This window comes from Halobellus clavatus (assembly GCF_900107195.1).
GTDB classification, from domain to species: Archaea; Halobacteriota; Halobacteria; order Halobacteriales; family Haloferacaceae; genus Haloquadratum; species Haloquadratum clavatum.
Genome location: NZ_FNPB01000004.1, coordinates 1 through 15,998 on the forward strand (window position 1 = coordinate 1; position 15,998 = coordinate 15,998).

Here is a 15,998-nt window from a genome sequence, read left to right on the forward strand (position 1 = left end):
GACGTCGTCGTCGCGGTCGGCGGGGGCAGCGTCATCGACACGGCGAAGTGCGCGACGCTGCTGAAGACGAACGACGGGCCCCTTCCGGAGTACGAGGTGAACACGCCTGAAGACGTGACAGCCGGCAGTATCGAGAACCACACCCATCCGCTGATCACGATTCCGACGACGGCCGGGACCGGGAGCGAGGTGGACTACTGGGCGGTGATCACCGCTCCGGACCGTGAGTTCAAGATGGCGATCGGCCAACCGCCCCTGTACCCGGACGGCCCGTATCTCGGTGCCGACGTATCGCTCGTCGATCCGGAACTGACGGCGTCGCTCCCGCCGCGACAGACCGCCGCCACGGGATTCGACGCGTTCTCACACGCCCTGGAAAACCACGTCGCGGCGGGCGCGCCCGAACTGGTCAAGCCCTACACGCGGCACGTGATGGGGCTCGTCCCGGAGCACCTCCCAGACGCCTACGAAACGGGCGCGATGGAGGCCCGCGAACAGCTCCTGTTCGGGTCGCATATGGCGGGCTTCTGTGAGAACTTCGCCGGATTCGGAGCGATCCACTCGCTGGCGGAGGTGACCGGGGGAATGTATCCGGAGATTCCGCACGGCGAGGCGATCGCCGTGTTCACGCCGCCGGTGATGCGGTACAACCTCGAAGAATACCCCGCCCGGTACGCGGAAGTGGCGACGGCGATGGGCATCGACACGTCCGGACTGTCGGACACCGAAGCCGCGCACGAAGCCGTCGGCGCCGTCGAGGCCCTCATCGACGAGGTCGATCTCCCGACGAGCCTCGAAGAACTCGGCGTCGACGAGGACGACCTCCCCACGATCGCCGAAAAATCACTCGAGACGATCGAGATCCACGACAACCCCCGCGACGCCGACGCCGCGGCTCTGCTTGAGGTCGCACAGGACGCGTACTGAACGCCTGTCGCCGCCCGACTGGCTTTTACTCCCTTACTGTCCGGGCGCACTCTCCGACAACTCCGCCTCCAGCGATTCGACCACCTCCGAGAGGGCACGCGGGAGTTCCCGTTCGAGGACGGACCCGTCGATCCGGTAGGTCGGCCCCGAGACGCTCAGGGCACCGATGACTTCCCCGTCCGGGCTGAACACGGGTTTCCCGACGCTCCGGAGGCCCTCGGTGTAGTACTGGTCGCCGACGGCGTACCCGCGCTCGTCGGCCCGAGCCAACTCCGCGAAGAGTTCCTCTCGGGAGGTGATTGTGTGATCGGTGAGTTCCGGCATCCCCCACTGGTCGATGACAGCGTCGACCCGCTCCGGCGAGTACGTCGAGAGGATCGCGAGCCCCGAACCGGTCGCGTGCATCGGGTAATAGGTCCCCATATACGCCCGGTATCGCTTCGACCCCTCCTCGCTCTCGTACTTTGCCCACTTATGATACGATTCGACGATCGTGATGACGCGCCCGTGGTCGTCGACGACGAAGTCGCACTCCTCTTCGGTGCGCTTTGCGAGTTCCCCGACGGCCCTCTTGACCGCCGAGAACCAGTACCACTGCTCGCGGGCGTATTCGCCGTAGTTCAGGAACTTGAAGCCGATGCGGTAGGTGTCGCCGGATTTCCGGAGAAAGCCCGACTCTTCGAGCGTGACGAGGTGCCTGTGGGCCGTGCTCTTTGCGATCTCGTGTTCGCGGACCACGTCCTCCAACGTCGCTCCGTCCCGCGCCCGAATTGTCGAGAGAATATCTAGCGAGGTATGAGTAGTTTCGACCGTGAGTTCGTCACTTGACATTGCATTGCCCATCTCGGAGGACCCAATTAACAGTTTTGCTCACTCGAACTGTCGGGCGACGGCTCCCACACGGACTAACCGGCCGAAGCATCTAATAGAAAATTGTTCAATTCAGTCTGACGAGTAGTCGTGATTTTCAACCGACACGTTATGGGATTTAAGACGGAATAAATAACTAATTTTCGTTAAGGTCAATCCGTCTACTTTTAGCGCCGCGACCAATCCGGCGGACGGAAGAATTCGTCCCCGGATTCGAGACCGTCGCATCGCAATGCGTGGCAGAGCCAGTTCGAGTTAGCGAAACTACTGGGTGAAACCGCCGGGCAACCCTCAAAAATAACAGGTGTACGAATGTTATTATACTCTGGGATCGGCGCGTGGGTATTTCCATTTGGCCATCACCCGGCGAGTTCGTCGATTTGTGCTGCCGGAGCAGCGCACCGTACAGACGAATACGCGAGCGTTTCCGGGTGAGTCCGTCGGCCGCAGCGCCCTGCAGCCGATCGCCTCTCTCGGAACAGCCCAGAGTTTCGCTCACTGAAACTGCCGCTCGGATCCGATGGAGACGATCCACCCACCTCGCTCGCGGAGATATCTATGTCACGCAATATAGGTAAAATAAAATGATAATACAGATATTTTAGTACCTGAGATAATATCTACTTGAAGCGCTTGAAAAAGCTTGAGACGTAGTTTGTACGCATTCCTGATTCGATACTATTTGTAAACACTCATACTATTCAACGTAAAAATAAGACACATTACCTTTATGGCGAGTCGTTCACGTACAGGCCGTACCGATACAGTTCGCCGTCGTACCAGAGCAGCTGCCCCGTTTCCGCCGTGTCGACGGAAGCGAGCCCGAGCGCGTTCAGGACTCCGTCGAAGTCCGACGAGCGGGGCGCGGTCTCGACGTAGCGACCCCGTGAGACCGCCTGTTCGAGCACCGCCCGCTCGCCGTCGGTGAGGGCCGACGGTGCGAGTTCGGCGTCGATCCGTGAACCGAAGACGACCTCTCTGAACGCGGATCGCCCGTCCGCGACCTCGACGGCGAGTGCCGTGTGTGCCGTCTCCTGGATTCGCTCGCGGGTCACCTGCACCCGGTAGGCCCACCCGCCGTCCTCGGTCATCGACACGATCCGACCGTCCAGGTCGCCGGTGGCGAGCCGGCTCTCCAGTTCGGCCGGCCGACGGAGGACGTACGCGTCGCCGCGGAGCAGATCCGTGGCCCCCGACGCCCCGCCCGACACGGCGTTCGAGTGCAGGATCTTGACGGCCCGCGCGCTCGGGCGGTCGAGATCGTCGACGTGCAGCGGATCGTCTGGCACGTCCGCGTCCGGGACGGACTCGACCCGGACCAGCCGCCGCTCCATCCGTTCTCGCCCGGTGACGACGGACTCCGTCTGGTAGTAGGTCTCGCCGCGCCGGACGTAAGCGCCTTCGGGTAGGGGTTCGTACCCGTACGTGGTGTGGCGGCCCTCGGGGAGGATCGCGTCCAGCGCCGTCCGAGCAGGCTCGCCGAAGAGGCCGTCGTCGCCGGGGTCGTACAGGGCGTGTTCCACGGGCGACGCGTCGATTCGATCGACGTCGAGCGTGTACTCCGGCTTCGGCTCGTCGGATCCGAGTGACGACAGCGATGCACAGCCGGCCGTCGCCGCCAGCGAGGTCGCCGCTGCGAGGTGGAGGGCTGACCGTCGAGTGAGGACCATAGCCGTACTCCTCGTCGCCACGGAGTTAGCCCTGTTGGAGCCGCCGCCTCACTCGAGGTGGTACCGGCGGTACCGGCGCACGGCGTATCGATACGACAGGTACGGGCCACCGGCTGTGAGCGCCAGATACACGACGGCAGCCCCAACAACGAGCGGTGACAGGCCGAGTCCGCCGGTGAGGGTGACCCACGTCCCGAGTAGCGCGATGAGCGTCCCGCCGCCGACAATCGCGAGAAACACCAGCATCACGAGCGTCGACGGCACGACGGTCTCGGTCCCCCAGAACTCTCGCTCCTCGTAGATCGGGTAGGCGGCCCCGAGTCCGAGTCCGAACGCGGCGGCGGCGACGACCGTCCCGGCCCCGACGGCTGCGAACACCGCCGCGTGGAGCAGATGGGTGCCGAGGACGACCGACGCCGCCGGGAGCGCCGCCGCCACCGGCAGACCGAGGGCGACGCCGGCGAGCGCTCGCCCGCGGACGATCGTCCTGACTCCGGTCCCCGAGAGCAACAGGAACGGGAGGTGTGGTCGGTCGTCACCGAGCGGGTTGAGACCGAACGTCGCCCCGGCGAGATACGTGCCGAGACCGACGCCGATCCCGGCCACGAGCGGGCCGAGGGCGTCGTCAGCCGCCTGGACGACTGTCGTCCCGACCGGGCCCAAGAAGAAGACGAGCAGAATCAGGTGCGTGAACTCCTGAGGCTTCCGCACCGCGCGGAGGAGGTGCCCCCAGGCGATCCGACCGCTCTTCACGACGCTGAAGGGACGCGGTGCGGCGAGTCGTTCGCCTCCCGTCTTCGTCTCCGACGGTTCGGCAGTGACTGACGTGTCAGTGAACCACAGCGCCGACGCTTGCTGCGTCGCGGCGACGACGCCGACCGGTGTGAGCGCGATCAGGGCGGCGAGTACCCCCAGGCCGGCGAGCGAGACCGAGTCGGCCAGCGGCGTCCCGACGAACGCGAGCGAGACGTACGACACCAGCGGCCGAATAGAGACCGCGTCGAGGAGTCCGGAGGCCTGAATCGACCGCTCGGCGATGAGCCCACCAGCGAGCTGCGAGCCGAAGGTCAACACGACGAATCCGCCGATGCCGCCGATCTTGAGCAGGCGACGGATGGTCGGCAGCCGGCGGAACGCCCTGAGGAGCCCGATACCGAGCGTGTACCCCCAAACGGCGCTGCACGCGAAGAGCGGCAGCGCCACGAGGCCGAGCGCCGGGATCACCGTCGGCGCCCCGAGTCCGAACCCAAACGCCGTCACGAGAGCCACGATCGGAACGCCGAACCAGACCGCCAGCCGGCCCAGTTCGGCGCCGATGAGGCCCAGGACGACCGCCCGCGGGTGGGTCGTCAGCAGCAGCAGGTCCTCGGCCGGCGGGCGTCCGATGCGCTCGAGGGTACGTAGCGCCGCGAGACCGACGAGACCGACCGGCAGCAGCGACGTCCCGGCCCCGAGGAACGGGATCGCTTCGATCGAGCCCGTCCGGCGGCCGACCGCGTAGGCTGCCGGCAGGGAGACCAGCAGATACCCACCGAGGAACAGCACTGCGAACGCGATTCCGACGAGGCGTCGCCAGTCCCGCCCGTACCCCCGGATACTTCGGGAGAGTTCGGCGCGAGCGATCCGGAGGCCGTGCCGGAGGTCACCGCCGGCACTCATCGGCTGTCGTTCGACGCATCCGGCGCGGCCGGTGATGCTGACGCCCCCGCGGTCGATTCGACTGTCTCCCCCGAACCGAGGCCCTCCGCGCCGCCGCTGGTGACCGCGAGAAACGCGTCTTCCAGCGACCCGCCTTCCCCCTCGGCTCGCTCGCGGAGTTCCGCGGGCGTCCCCTCGGCGACGACCCGCCCGTCGAACAGCACGCCGACCTCGTCGGCGACGGCCTCGACGACTGGGAGAATGTGCGTCGAGAGGAAGACAGTCGTCCCCTCGTCGGCGAAGGCCGCGATCGACTCCCGGATCCGCCGCGCCGCACGGGGGTCCAGCCCAGCTGTCGGCTCGTCGAGAAAGAGCACGTCGGGTTCGTGGAGGACGGCCTGCACGAACGCGGTCTTCTGTTTCATTCCCTTCGAGTACGCGTCGATGCGCTTGTCCGCGTCCTCGCGGAGTTCGAACTCCGAGAGGTAGCGCTCGATGCGCTCTTGGGCGGTCGACTGCGGGATATCTCTGAGGTCTGCGACGTAATCCAGCTGTTCGCGGGCACTGAACTCGTCGTAGAGCGGCGGCGTCTCGGGGAGATAGCCCACGCGGGGTGCAAGCGCCCGCCGGTCCCGAACGTCGGTGCCGGCGATCCGAACCGATCCGTCGGTGGGTCGGGTCAGCCCCGTCAGGATCCGCATCGTGGTCGTTTTGCCGGCCCCGTTCGGCCCGAGAAAGCCGTACACGGTCCCGGACGGAATCGACAGCGAGACGTCGTCGAGGGCGACGGCCGAGCCGTAGACTTTCCGGAGCCCGGTCGCCTGAATCGCGGCGTCGGTGTTCGCGGAGGGCATCGTTGTTCCGCGTTCGTCCCGTAGGGCCTAACAGTTGTGGCTCCCGGCCGGTCGGATCCAACCCTCTGTATCGACGACAGCACGGGCCACCCCGAAGCGTGGCAGTTCGGCCGGGAGACGACCCGCCTCACGTTCGACAACACCTACGTGGACGCGGCGACTGCCGCGAGCGGCGAGTTGGCTAACTCTCTCGACAGGGAGTCTGATCGGTTCGAACCGTACGACGGACTCGACGTGTCGGTCGAGGGCCGCCTGGCCTGGGCCGATGGGACGGCCCCCACCGGATCGTTCGACCATTCTCTCCCGGCGGTCCGGGCGACAGCGTGCGGACGCCGAACTGAGACGACGGGCGCGCCGACGCGGGGAGCACTGACGCCCGCTGCATCGATGGCGTAAGAGGGTTGTACCCGCAGTGGAACGCCTCCGGTATGGAGTACTTGCCGTGGGTCATCGTCGCGGTGATCTCCTACGGGGCGCTCGCGCCGCTGACGAGCAAGGTGACCCAGGAGATTCCGCCGGCCGTGTCGCTGTTTCTCGCCACGATCGTCTTTCTCGTGCTCACGCTGGGGGTGCTGGTCGTGACCGGCACGAGCCCGCTGGCGTACGTCGGATCGCCACGCGCCGGCTACATCTACGTCGGCGGCGTGTTCCTCGGCATCGGGATCCTCTCGTACTACTACGCGCTGCAGCGTGGGCCCGTCAGCGTCGTCGTGCCGATCTACGGCCTCTTCATCGTCGGGAGTTCGGTCGTCGGCATCCTCGTGCTCGACGAGACCGTGACGCTCCCCCGAATCGGTGGCATCGGCGCGGCCGTCCTGGCTATCTACCTGAGTTCGGGGGCCGAGTGATGGCGCGGCGCTACCTCGGATTCTCGATCCTCGCGTTCCTGGCCTACAGCCTAGTCGCGCCGCTCCTGAAGATCGCGATGGAAGTCATCCCGAGCACGCCGGCCGTGTTCCTCTCGAACTCCGTGCTGCTCGTCGTGGTCGGCGTCGCGCTCTACTACCGCGGGGAGTCGCCGCTGCCGTACCTCCGACACCGGTACACGCCGCACGTCGTGGCCCTCGGCGTCCTGCTGACCGTCGGACTCCTGACGTACTACCGAGCGCTCGCGCTGGGGCCCGTGAGCATCGTGGTGCCGATCTACGGCCTCTTCATCGTGGTCAGTTCGGTCATCGGGATCGTCGCCTTCGACGAGTCGGTCACGCCGCGGAAGATCGGTGGAATCTGCTGCAGCGTCCTCGCGATTGCACTGATCTCGCTGTAAGCGCTCTCAGCCCCACCCGCCGCCGGAATCGATCGGAACGGCTTTGTCGATCGCCGGTGAGAGTGTGGCTGCGATGTCGCGAATTGGTCCCCCCTCCACGAGTCGTCTCGTCGACCCTCTCGGCTGCTCACTCGCCGGCCCGCTCCGGGAGGTCCACGAATGACGCTGTACGCTCTCGACGCGATCGACGACGCGGCCACCGCCACCCGGGAGTTGCTGTGGCCGTTCGACCTCGGTCGGTGGCTCCGACTCGTTGTGGTCGTGTTCTTCCTCGGCGGGGCCGCCGGGAACAGCGGCCTGGCGCCGTTTCAGTTCTCGGGCAGCGCCCCGAGCGGGTTCGAATCGGCGCCGACTCCGTCCGGGTCACCCGAGATGGCCCTTCCGGGCGGCACCGAACTCGCCGTGATCGGCGCCATCGTCGGCGTCATCGCCCTGCTCGTGCTCGGGTTCCTGCTCGTCGGATCGGTTATGGAGTTCGTCTTCGTCGAATCGCTCCGCGAAGAGCAGGTTCGCGTCCGGGCCTACTGGAGTCGGTACTGGGGGCAGGGCCTCCGGCTGTTCGGCTTCCGACTCGTGCTCGCGCTGCTCTCGCTCGGTGTCGTCGTGGGCATTTTCGCCGCGGCGCTGGGACCGTATTTCCTCGGATTCGGCGGCGCGCCGCTCGCATTCATCCTGCTCGCGATCCCGGTGTTCGTGCTGCTTTCTGTCGTCTCCGGGCTCCTCGGCGGGTTCACGACGATGTTTATCGTGCCGGTGATGCTGCTCGAAGATCGGGGGCTCCTGTCGGCGTGGCGGCGCTTCTGGCCGACGTTGCGGACCCAGTGGAAGCAGTACGCGGCCTACGCCGTCGTCGGCTGGGTGCTTCAACTCGCGGCCGGCATCGCCGCGAGCGTGGCCGTGGGATTCGCTGCGGTAGTGGCGGGCATCCCGCTCGGCATCGTCGGCCTCGTCGGGATCGGGCTGCTGGGCGTCGCCGAGATCGTCGGTGGGATCGTCATCGCGATCGCCGCCGTCCTCTTCGGCCTCGTCGTGCTCGCGCTGGTCCTCCTGGTCGGGGTTCCCGTCCAGGCGTACCTCCGGTACCACGCGCTGTTCGTCCTCGGGGACACTGACGCCGCGTTCGACGTGATCCCCGAACGGCGGCGCGCGGTCCGCGAGTGATCACAAGAGGAACAGTTATGTGTGTCTGAGACAATATTATGGTATGGAGCAGAACGTCGGCCAGACTGACAGTATCGTTCGGATCGCCCTCGGCGCACTCGCCGGCGCCGTCTCGCTCGGCATCCTCGGAAATGTCGTCCCGGGCTCGGGCGTCCTCTCGCTCGTCCTCGGCGTGGTCGCTATTATGGCGCTCGGGACGGGGCTGACGGGGCAGTGTGGGCTGTACTCGCTCATCGGCGTCGATACCTGTAAGGCCCGCTAAGCCGTCAGTTAGCGGGCGACGACGTCGACGTCCGGTCCCCCGGGGTCGCTCCGACAGAGCGCGTGCAGGAAACACGTCTGTTCTGACATATCGAGCAACTCGCGGGCGAAGTCCGCATCTTCACTTGTTTCGACGTACGCACACGTCTCGACAGGGGCCCAGCCCGCGGGTGTGGCCTCGTCGCCCCGGACGCCCGCTGTGACGTGCGTGTCCTGGACGATTCGATACGCCGAGAGGTCGGCGTCGACGATGTCTGCGTAGCGACCCATCTGGGTCATGAAGCAGAACCCGAGCCCAGCGGCGACGTAGGTCATCGCGTCGGGCGCCCGTCCCGCGCCGCCGCGGCCCGACGGCTCGTCGGAGATGAACTCGAAGACCGTTCCGATCGGGCTGAACAACTCGACGGCGACGTGCTTCGTCCCGTCCGGACGGACTGTGCAGGTGCCGCGCAGGTGGAGCACCCGGTCCTGATCTGCGGAGAGACTGGAGCCCTCGCCGCTCGTGTACGCCTCGTCGCTGTCGGGGAGCGGCTCCGTCGTCGCTCCCGTTCGATGGATGATCGGCGGGTCTCGCTCTGACGCGTCGCGGGGCAGCGACTCGAAGGTCTCGATGGGGTCCGGCAGAGTGGGGCCGTCGCGTTCGTCGACGCGGTCGGGGTCGATCTCGCGGCCGTTCGCGACGAGGGTGAACACGCTGTCGGTGACGTCGTGGATCAGTCCCGAAACCGGGGCCGACTGCACGGCGTCGTCGACCAGCGTCCGGAGCGCCTGTGGTTCGGCGTCGGCGTCGATCTCCACGTCGAGATCCACCGGCAGCGCGCCCGCGGTCATCGTCCCCGCGAGGGCCGAGCCGTTCATCGTGTAGTAGTTGTCCTGCACCAGCGTGAGGTCCTCGACCTCGATCCCGCGCTCGTCCGCGAGTGTGAGGACCTCGCTGGCGAAGGAACTGACCATCCCGGTCGTCAGGTGTGCCAGCGGCGCGGGCGCGATGTCCTCACCTTCGAGGTACTCTCCCTCGTCGCTGGCGAGTCGCCAGGTGGTGCCGGTGGCACTGTTCGTCACGAGCGCTTCCTTCTGCATCCCGCCGAGCGACCGGACGCGCGTCCGGTGCGCGACGCCGAGTGACGGCTCCGGAGCGTCGAGCCCGTCGACCCCTTCGTCGACGGGGAACACGAGCGGGTAGCCGAGATCTTCGAGCGGAGAGACCATCGTATCAGTCACCGCTTCCTATTCTCTCAGTATGGATTATGAGGGTTGTGCCGCCGGCCGCCTGCTGTCACGTCCCAGGGGCTCGCGCCTTCGCCCAACGGCTAAGTTCAGCGCGTCCGAGCATCGATCGAATGCCGACCGACGACCCGAGCGAGCGACTGGCGGCGATCGCCCGCGAACAGCCTGACGACGTCGACCTCGACGCCCTCGGCATCTGTCTCGACGCGGATTCGGCCGCCGTCCGTCTCCGTGCGGCCGAGGCCTTGGCTCACCTCGCGCTCTCCGGACGGGACGTCAGTCGGCTCGAAGACCGCATCGAGTCGCTCCTCGCGGACACCGATCTCCTCGACGAGCGGGTACGGCTGTCGGTCGACGAGAGCGATGGCTTCTTCCAGCCCAGCTCGGTCGGGTTCGCGGTTTCGGCGATGGTGCTCACCGGGCAGGCCGATCCCGAATCGCTGCTCCGACTGGCCGCCCGCGCATACGAGCGTCACCACGCGACGTTCGACGCGGTGCAACAGGGATACGCGGCGGTCAGGGACCTCGGCTGGGCGCTCGCCTCGGTCGTGATCCTCACCGACGCGTACGAGACGGCGCTGATCGATCTGGTCACACACGCCGATCCGACGGTCCGCCGGATCGGGACCGCCGGACTCTCCGACGTCGCCGAGGAGTACGCCCCGATCCGCGGTCGGCTTCCCGCGGAGACGCCGCGACTGGTCGCTACGGCTGCGGACCGCCTCGCTACCGACCGGGATCGTCGCGTCCGCTACTACGCCGCGTTCACGCTGTACGAGTTCGCCCTCGACGACGCCGGGGCGGTCACCGGACGATCCGACACGCTCCGTGCGGCGCTCGACGACGAGTACGACCTGGTCCGCAAGGAGGCGGCGGGCGCGCTCGGGACGCTCGGTGCCGTCGAGGCGACCGCCGAGATCCGCGAGTTGCGGGACGACTCCTCGGCACGGGTCCGAGAGGCCGCGGCGTCGGCGCTCGACGACCTCGAGTGAGTGTGGGGTCGGGACCCCGGCGACGCCCACCCCGTGACCGGCCGGAAACCAAAGTTCGTATATCGGCGGCCCCGCGTATTGGCTCACAGAATGATCGACGTGAGCGTCATCGGCTGTGGGAATATGGGGAGTGCCCTGATCACAGGGCTCTCTGAGGCCGGCGAATACCACATCACGGCCTACGACGTGGACCCCGACGCCTTCGAGCGGATCGAACAGTACGCCGACCGGACGACGACGGACCTCGCGGACGTGACCGACTCGGACGTCGTCGTCCTCGCGGTCAAGCCGGACATCGTCCCGCTCGTCCTCGAGGACCTGGAACTCGACGCCGACCGGACGCTCCTGACGATCGCCGCCGGCGTCTCCACCGACGTCGTCGCCGCCGAGACCGACGCGACCGTCGTTCGGGTGATGCCGAACCTCGCGGCCGAGACGCAGAATATGGCCGCCGCCGTGACGTGGGACGAACCGAACGACCACGTCGCACAGATGCTCTCGGACCTCGGCGAGTACGTCGTCGTCGACGAGGATCTGATGGACGTCACCACGGCGCTGAACGGCAGCGGCCCCGCCTTCGTCTTCTACCTCTTGGGCGCGATGGCCGACCGCGCCGTCGAAGAGGGCCTCGACGCCGACGACGCCGAAACCCTCGCCGCACAGACGTTCAAAGGCGCGGCCGAGACCGTGCTTCGCTCCGACGAGGACGTCGAGACCCTGATCGACGCCGTCTGTTCACCCGGCGGCACGACCATCGAGGGGATGGAGATACTCTGGGACAGCGACGTCGACGCAGTCGTCGGCGACGCGCTGAGTGCCGCCCGAGAGCGATCGGCCGAACTGGCCGAGGAAGCCGAAAAATGAGCGGCGCGATCTCCAGCGGAGAGATCGACCACGCACGCGAACTGGCGGCGACGGCCGACCGCGTCGTCGTCAAGGCGGGCACCAACTCGCTGACCGACGAGACCTCCAACCTCGACGACGAGAAACTCGACAAACTCGTCGACGACGTCGCCGACCTCGTCCAGCGTGACAAGGACGTCGTCCTGGTTTCCTCGGGTGCGATCGGCGCGGGCAAGGGGCGAGCGGGCTTCGCCAGCGAGGACACCGTCGAACAGTCTCAGGCGCTCTCGACGATCGGGCAGAGCCACCTGATGCGGCGCTACACCGAGAGTTTCGAGCGCTATGGGATCACGGTCGCACAGATCCTCGTGACCGAACACGACCTCGAGAACCCCGAGCGGTTCACCAACTTCAAGAACACCGTCGACACGCTCCTCGACTGGGGCGTCGTCCCGATCGTCAACGAAAACGACGCCGTCGCCACCGAGGAGATCCGAATCGGCGACAACGATATGATCTCCTCGTCGATCGCTATCGGGCTCGGGGCCGGCCTGCTCGTCACGCTCACCGACGTGGATGGCGTGTACACGGGGAATCCGAAGCACGACGCCGACGCGGAACTGATCGAGGCGGTCGGCCGGAACTACCACGAGGTCGAAGAGATCGTCGAAGAGAGCGGCAGCCACTCCTTCGGCGGGATCCGGACGAAGGTCAGCGGCGCACGCCGGGTGAGCGAGCACGGCATCCCCGCAATCATCGCCGCGTCCGCCGAACCGGACGTCTTGGCGAAGGTCGCAGCCGAACAGGCGGTCGGTACCATCTTTATGCCGATCAACGGCCACGAGACCGAAGCGCAGTAACGACTCCACCGACAATCACCTACAACGATGACTGACACCGAAACCAAGATCACGCAGGCACAGTCCGCGGCCCTGGAACTGGCGAACATCTCGGCGGAGGCGCGAACCGACGCGCTGCACGCGATCGCCGACGCGATCGAGGCCCGCAGAGAAGAGATCCTCGACGCGAACGAGACGGACGTCGCGGAGGCCGAAGAACTCCTCGCGGCCGGCGAGTACACCCAGGCCTTCGTCGACCGGCTGAAGCTCTCCGAATCCAAACTCGAGAGCATCGTCGAGATGGTCAGAAGCGTGGCCGGGCAGGAGGATCCTCTCGGGAAGACCCTCGAAGCGCGTCGTCTCGACGACGACCTGGAACTGTACAAGCTGTCAGTCCCGATCGGCGTGCTCGGCACCGTCTTCGAGTCCCGTCCCGACGCGCTGGTGCAGATCGCCGCACTCAGTCTCAAATCGGGTAATGCCGTAATCCTCAAGGGTGGCAGCGAGGCCGCCGAATCCAATCGCATTCTCTATGAGATCATCTGCGAGGCCGCCGCGGAGGTCCCCGACGGCTGGGCGCAACTCATCGAGGCCCGCGAAGACGTCGAGACCCTCCTGGAGCGAGACGACGCCGTCGACCTCCTGATGCCCCGCGGGAGTTCGGCGTTCGTCGAGTACGTCCAGGACAACACCTCGATTCCGGTGTTGGGGCACACAGAGGGCGTCTGTCACATCTTCGTCGACGAGGACGCGGACCTCTCGATGGCCGAGGACGTCGCCTTCGACGCGAAGGTCCAGTACCCCGCGGTGTGCAACGCCGTCGAGACGCTGTTGGTCCACGAGTCAGTCGCCGACGCGTTCCTTCCCGAGATGGTCGCGCGCTATCGGGACGCCGGCGTCGAACTCCGCGGCGATGCACGGGCCCGCGAGATCGCCGAGATGAACGCCGCCGCGGACGAGGACTGGACGACCGAGTACGGCGATCTCATTCTCGCGATCAAGATCGTCGACTCGCTCGACGAGGCGATCACGCACGTCAACGCCAACGGCTCGAAACACACCGAGTCGATCATCACCGAGACGGCCGACCGCGCCGAGCGATTTATGCGGGCGATCGACGCCGCGAGCGTCTTCCACAACGCCTCGACGCGCTTCGCCGACGGCTACCGCTTCGGACTCGGTGCGGAGGTCGGCATCAGTACGGGCAAGACGCACGCCCGCGGCCCCGTCGGGCTGGAGGGACTCACGACCTACAAGTACCACCTCGAAGGCGACGGACAGCTGGTCGCGACGTACGCCGGCGAGGACCCCCGCCCGTTCCGCCACGAGGACTTCACCGGTGAGTGGTCGCCCGGTCGGCTCTCAGAGGAGTAAGCGACAGCTGCTCGGCCGAGTGGAGATATTATTCCAATTCTAATAACTTTCTTCTCTTTGTCCTGATCTGTGGCAAATTATAGTTCGAGAGATGAAATCAAATTTGAAACCCTACCGGAACCTATAATTCGTGGACTGCGGAAGAGAGTTCCAGGATGGAGTCCCAAGCGGACGAGCCCGTCGCGGAGAATCCGTACGATCACCTCATCCAGCACGTCCAAGACGCCGTCGTCGAGTTCGAGCTCGTCGACAGCGACCCCATCGTTCGGGGGGTGAACCGTGCGTTCGTCGATATCTTTGGCTACGACGGTGCGGAGATCCGCGACGAATCGCTCAATGACTGGATCGTCCCCGAGTGGCTCTTCGCGGAGGCGAAACAACTCGACCAACAGACCGGGACGGGCGAGATCAACTACCAGCGCGTAAAGCGGGAGACGAGCACCGGTCTCCGGGAGTTCCTCTACCGGGGAATCCCGTACGACAGTCGCGACCGGAGCATCGACGGCTTCGCCGTCTATACGGACATCACCGAACTCACCCGTCAGCAACACCGCCTCCAGGTACTGAACCGCGTGCTCCGCCACAACCTCCGGAACGAGGCGAACGTCATCATCGGCCACACCTCCCAGCTCCTCGAACAACTCCCCGATGGATCGGCAGCGTCAGTCGGGGCGGCAGCGACCGTCGAACGCGCCGCGGCGAAACTGGAGTCTCTCTCACACGAGGCCAGCGAGATTCACTCAGTGCTGTCGGCGACGACCGACACCAGCGTGATCGACAGCGTCCCGATCGTCCACGGCATCCTCGAGGAACGCAGACGGCAGTTTCCGCAGGCCGAGATCGAAGCCGATCTGCCGGCGGAACTTCCCGTTCGAGCGAACGGACACCTGCGCTCTGCGGTCGACGGACTGGTGGAGAACGCCATCGAGCACAACCCCGGCGAACAGGCGTTCGTCCGGGTGCGAGCCACCGCTCTCGACGAGGGGTGGGCAGCCATCCAGATCGACGACGACGCCCCGCCGATTCCGGCGTCGGAGCAAGACATCGTCACGGGCGATATCGAGGCCACCCAGACCCAGCACGGCAGCGGACTCGGCCTGTGGCTCGCCAAGTGGACGGCCGAGAGTTACGGTGGTGAGTTACTCTTCGAGGAGAGCGAGTACGGCGGCAACAGCGTTCGGCTCCGACTCCCGAGGCCGTAGCCCCGTCGTCGCCGGTGACGCCCAACCCAGTGTTCGGTGGGCTCCGGGGTCGTCACACCTCGGGCTCCGTCGCGGTCTCAGTCCGACGTCGCCGCCTCGGTATCTGTCAGTTCCGCGAACTTCTCACGCACCTTCTCGACTTTCGGCTGGGCGTGCATCCGACAGTACGCGTCGCTCGGGTTCTTCTCGAAGTAGTCCTGGTGGTACTCCTCGGCCGCCCAGAACCGCTCGAGGGGCTCGATCTCGGTGACCACCTCGTCGTCGTACGCTGACCCGAGCGCTTCGACGTACGCCTCCGCCTGCCGGTGTTGCTCCTCGTCGTGATAGAGCACGATCGAGCGGTACTGTGTGCCGACGTCAGGCCCCTGTCGGTTGAGTTGTGTGGGGTCGTGCGTCGCGAAGAACACTTCCAGCAGGTCGTCGTAACCGATGGTCTCGGGGTCGTATTCGACCTGGACGACCTCCGCGTGGCCCGTCGAACCGGCACAGACCTCGCGGTAGGTGGGATCGTCGGTCTCGCCGCCCGCGTACCCCGACGTGACCGCGTGGACGCCGTCGAGGACTTTCATCGCCGCCTCCGTGCACCAGAAGCACCCGCCGCCGAACGTGGCCGTTTCGGTCGTCATTCGTCCCGAATACGGCCCCGAATCGTATGTACCTAACGCGGAACCGAACTCGCTCGCGCCGCGGCCGGCGTTCGAGGGTGTCTGGCGTTCCACCGTCGGGCGGGGACACTGCCAGCCCTGACGCCAGGACACCGGGTCGCTTGGGCGGTGGCGGCCGCCGGCCGTGGCGGTAGGAGACGGAATCCGTCCGGGACGACCGTCGCCACGGGGTGGGATCTCCGATCGAACGACGGCGCCGCGACTCACG

At 66.3% G+C, this 15,998-nt stretch carries 17 protein-coding genes; 11 read left to right on the plus strand and 6 right to left on the minus strand.

Annotated features, from left to right (window positions below):
• Positions 1–927 (plus strand): iron-containing alcohol dehydrogenase (locus BLU74_RS07135; protein WP_139175669.1); only part of this gene is annotated, 927 nt, incomplete at its 5' end.
• A gap of 33 nt (positions 928–960) precedes the next feature.
• Here BLU74_RS07135 and BLU74_RS07140 read toward each other — a convergent pair.
• The 4 genes from BLU74_RS07140 to BLU74_RS07155 all read right to left on the minus strand — a co-directional run bounded on the left by BLU74_RS07140 (position 961) and on the right by BLU74_RS07155 (position 5,959).
• On the minus strand, positions 961–1,758 hold the full coding sequence (locus BLU74_RS07140) for an IclR family transcriptional regulator (protein WP_089766592.1): 798 nt from the start codon (positions 1,756–1,758) through the stop codon (positions 961–963).
• A 767-nt stretch (positions 1,759–2,525) separates the two neighbouring features.
• Positions 2,526–3,467: a hypothetical protein gene (locus tag BLU74_RS07145; protein ID WP_089766593.1), complete on the minus strand. Its 942-nt coding sequence runs from the start codon at positions 3,465–3,467 to the stop codon at positions 2,526–2,528.
• Between the two features lie 48 nt (positions 3,468–3,515).
• Positions 3,516–5,126: a hypothetical protein gene (locus BLU74_RS07150; protein ID WP_089766594.1), complete on the minus strand. Its 1,611-nt coding sequence runs from the start codon at positions 5,124–5,126 to the stop codon at positions 3,516–3,518.
• Entirely contained in the window at positions 5,123–5,959 is an 837-nt protein-coding gene (locus tag BLU74_RS07155; RefSeq protein WP_089766595.1) for an ABC transporter ATP-binding protein, read from the minus strand. Before BLU74_RS07155 ends, BLU74_RS07150 begins: the two co-directional genes overlap by 4 nt.
• Before the next feature lie 36 nt (positions 5,960–5,995).
• Between BLU74_RS07155 and BLU74_RS07160 the strand changes: the two genes are divergently transcribed.
• From BLU74_RS07160 to BLU74_RS07180, 5 genes are all read left to right on the plus strand, one after another.
• Positions 5,996–6,355, plus strand: a complete 360-nt coding sequence (locus tag BLU74_RS07160; RefSeq protein ID WP_089766596.1) for a hypothetical protein — start codon at positions 5,996–5,998, stop codon at positions 6,353–6,355.
• Between the two features lie 32 nt (positions 6,356–6,387).
• Positions 6,388–6,807: an EamA family transporter gene (locus tag BLU74_RS07165; RefSeq protein ID WP_089766597.1), complete on the plus strand. Its 420-nt coding sequence runs from the start codon at positions 6,388–6,390 to the stop codon at positions 6,805–6,807.
• Complete coding sequence (locus tag BLU74_RS07170) at positions 6,807–7,226, plus strand: EamA family transporter (RefSeq protein WP_089766598.1); 420 nt, start codon at positions 6,807–6,809, stop codon at positions 7,224–7,226. Before BLU74_RS07165 ends, BLU74_RS07170 begins: the two co-directional genes overlap by 1 nt.
• Positions 7,227–7,385: 159 nt before the next feature.
• Positions 7,386–8,387, plus strand: coding sequence for a DUF7544 domain-containing protein (locus BLU74_RS07175; protein ID WP_089766599.1), 1,002 nt, complete (start codon positions 7,386–7,388; stop codon positions 8,385–8,387).
• A 43-nt stretch (positions 8,388–8,430) separates the two neighbouring features.
• Positions 8,431–8,649, plus strand: a complete 219-nt coding sequence (locus BLU74_RS07180) for a YgaP family membrane protein (RefSeq protein ID WP_089766600.1) — start codon at positions 8,431–8,433, stop codon at positions 8,647–8,649.
• Positions 8,650–8,657: 8 nt separating this feature from the next.
• Here BLU74_RS07180 and BLU74_RS07185 read toward each other — a convergent pair whose 3' ends face one another.
• The gene (locus BLU74_RS07185; protein ID WP_217635343.1) at positions 8,658–9,869 is read right to left on the minus strand and encodes an OsmC family protein; all 1,212 of its coding nucleotides are present in this window, start codon (positions 9,867–9,869) and stop codon (positions 8,658–8,660) included.
• Positions 9,870–9,988: 119 nt separating this feature from the next.
• Here BLU74_RS07185 and BLU74_RS07190 point away from each other — a divergent pair, with 119 nt between their 5' ends.
• From BLU74_RS07190 to BLU74_RS07210, 5 genes are all read left to right on the plus strand, one after another.
• A complete protein-coding gene (locus BLU74_RS07190; protein ID WP_175454585.1) occupies positions 9,989–10,867 on the plus strand; it encodes a HEAT repeat domain-containing protein in 879 nt (292 codons plus the stop codon).
• A 90-nt stretch (positions 10,868–10,957) separates the two neighbouring features.
• Positions 10,958–11,731 carry a pyrroline-5-carboxylate reductase gene (gene proC, locus BLU74_RS07195; protein ID WP_089766603.1) on the plus strand — a complete coding sequence of 258 codons (774 nt, stop codon included), beginning with the start codon at positions 10,958–10,960 and terminating at the stop codon, positions 11,729–11,731.
• Positions 11,728–12,570, plus strand: a complete 843-nt coding sequence (proB, locus tag BLU74_RS07200) for a glutamate 5-kinase (protein ID WP_089766604.1) — start codon at positions 11,728–11,730, stop codon at positions 12,568–12,570. The genes proC and proB overlap by 4 nt, the downstream gene beginning before the upstream one ends.
• Positions 12,571–12,597: 27 nt before the next feature.
• Positions 12,598–13,923: a glutamate-5-semialdehyde dehydrogenase gene (locus tag BLU74_RS07205; protein ID WP_089766605.1), complete on the plus strand. Its 1,326-nt coding sequence runs from the start codon at positions 12,598–12,600 to the stop codon at positions 13,921–13,923.
• A gap of 155 nt (positions 13,924–14,078) precedes the next feature.
• A complete protein-coding gene (locus tag BLU74_RS07210; RefSeq protein WP_089766606.1) occupies positions 14,079–15,125 on the plus strand; it encodes a sensor histidine kinase in 1,047 nt (348 codons plus the stop codon).
• Positions 15,126–15,202: 77 nt separating this feature from the next.
• On the opposite strand, the gene msrA is transcribed toward BLU74_RS07210, so the two are convergent.
• Positions 15,203–15,751: a peptide-methionine (S)-S-oxide reductase MsrA gene (gene msrA / locus BLU74_RS07215; RefSeq protein WP_089766607.1), complete on the minus strand. Its 549-nt coding sequence runs from the start codon at positions 15,749–15,751 to the stop codon at positions 15,203–15,205.
• Between the last annotated feature and the right edge of the window lie 247 nt (positions 15,752–15,998).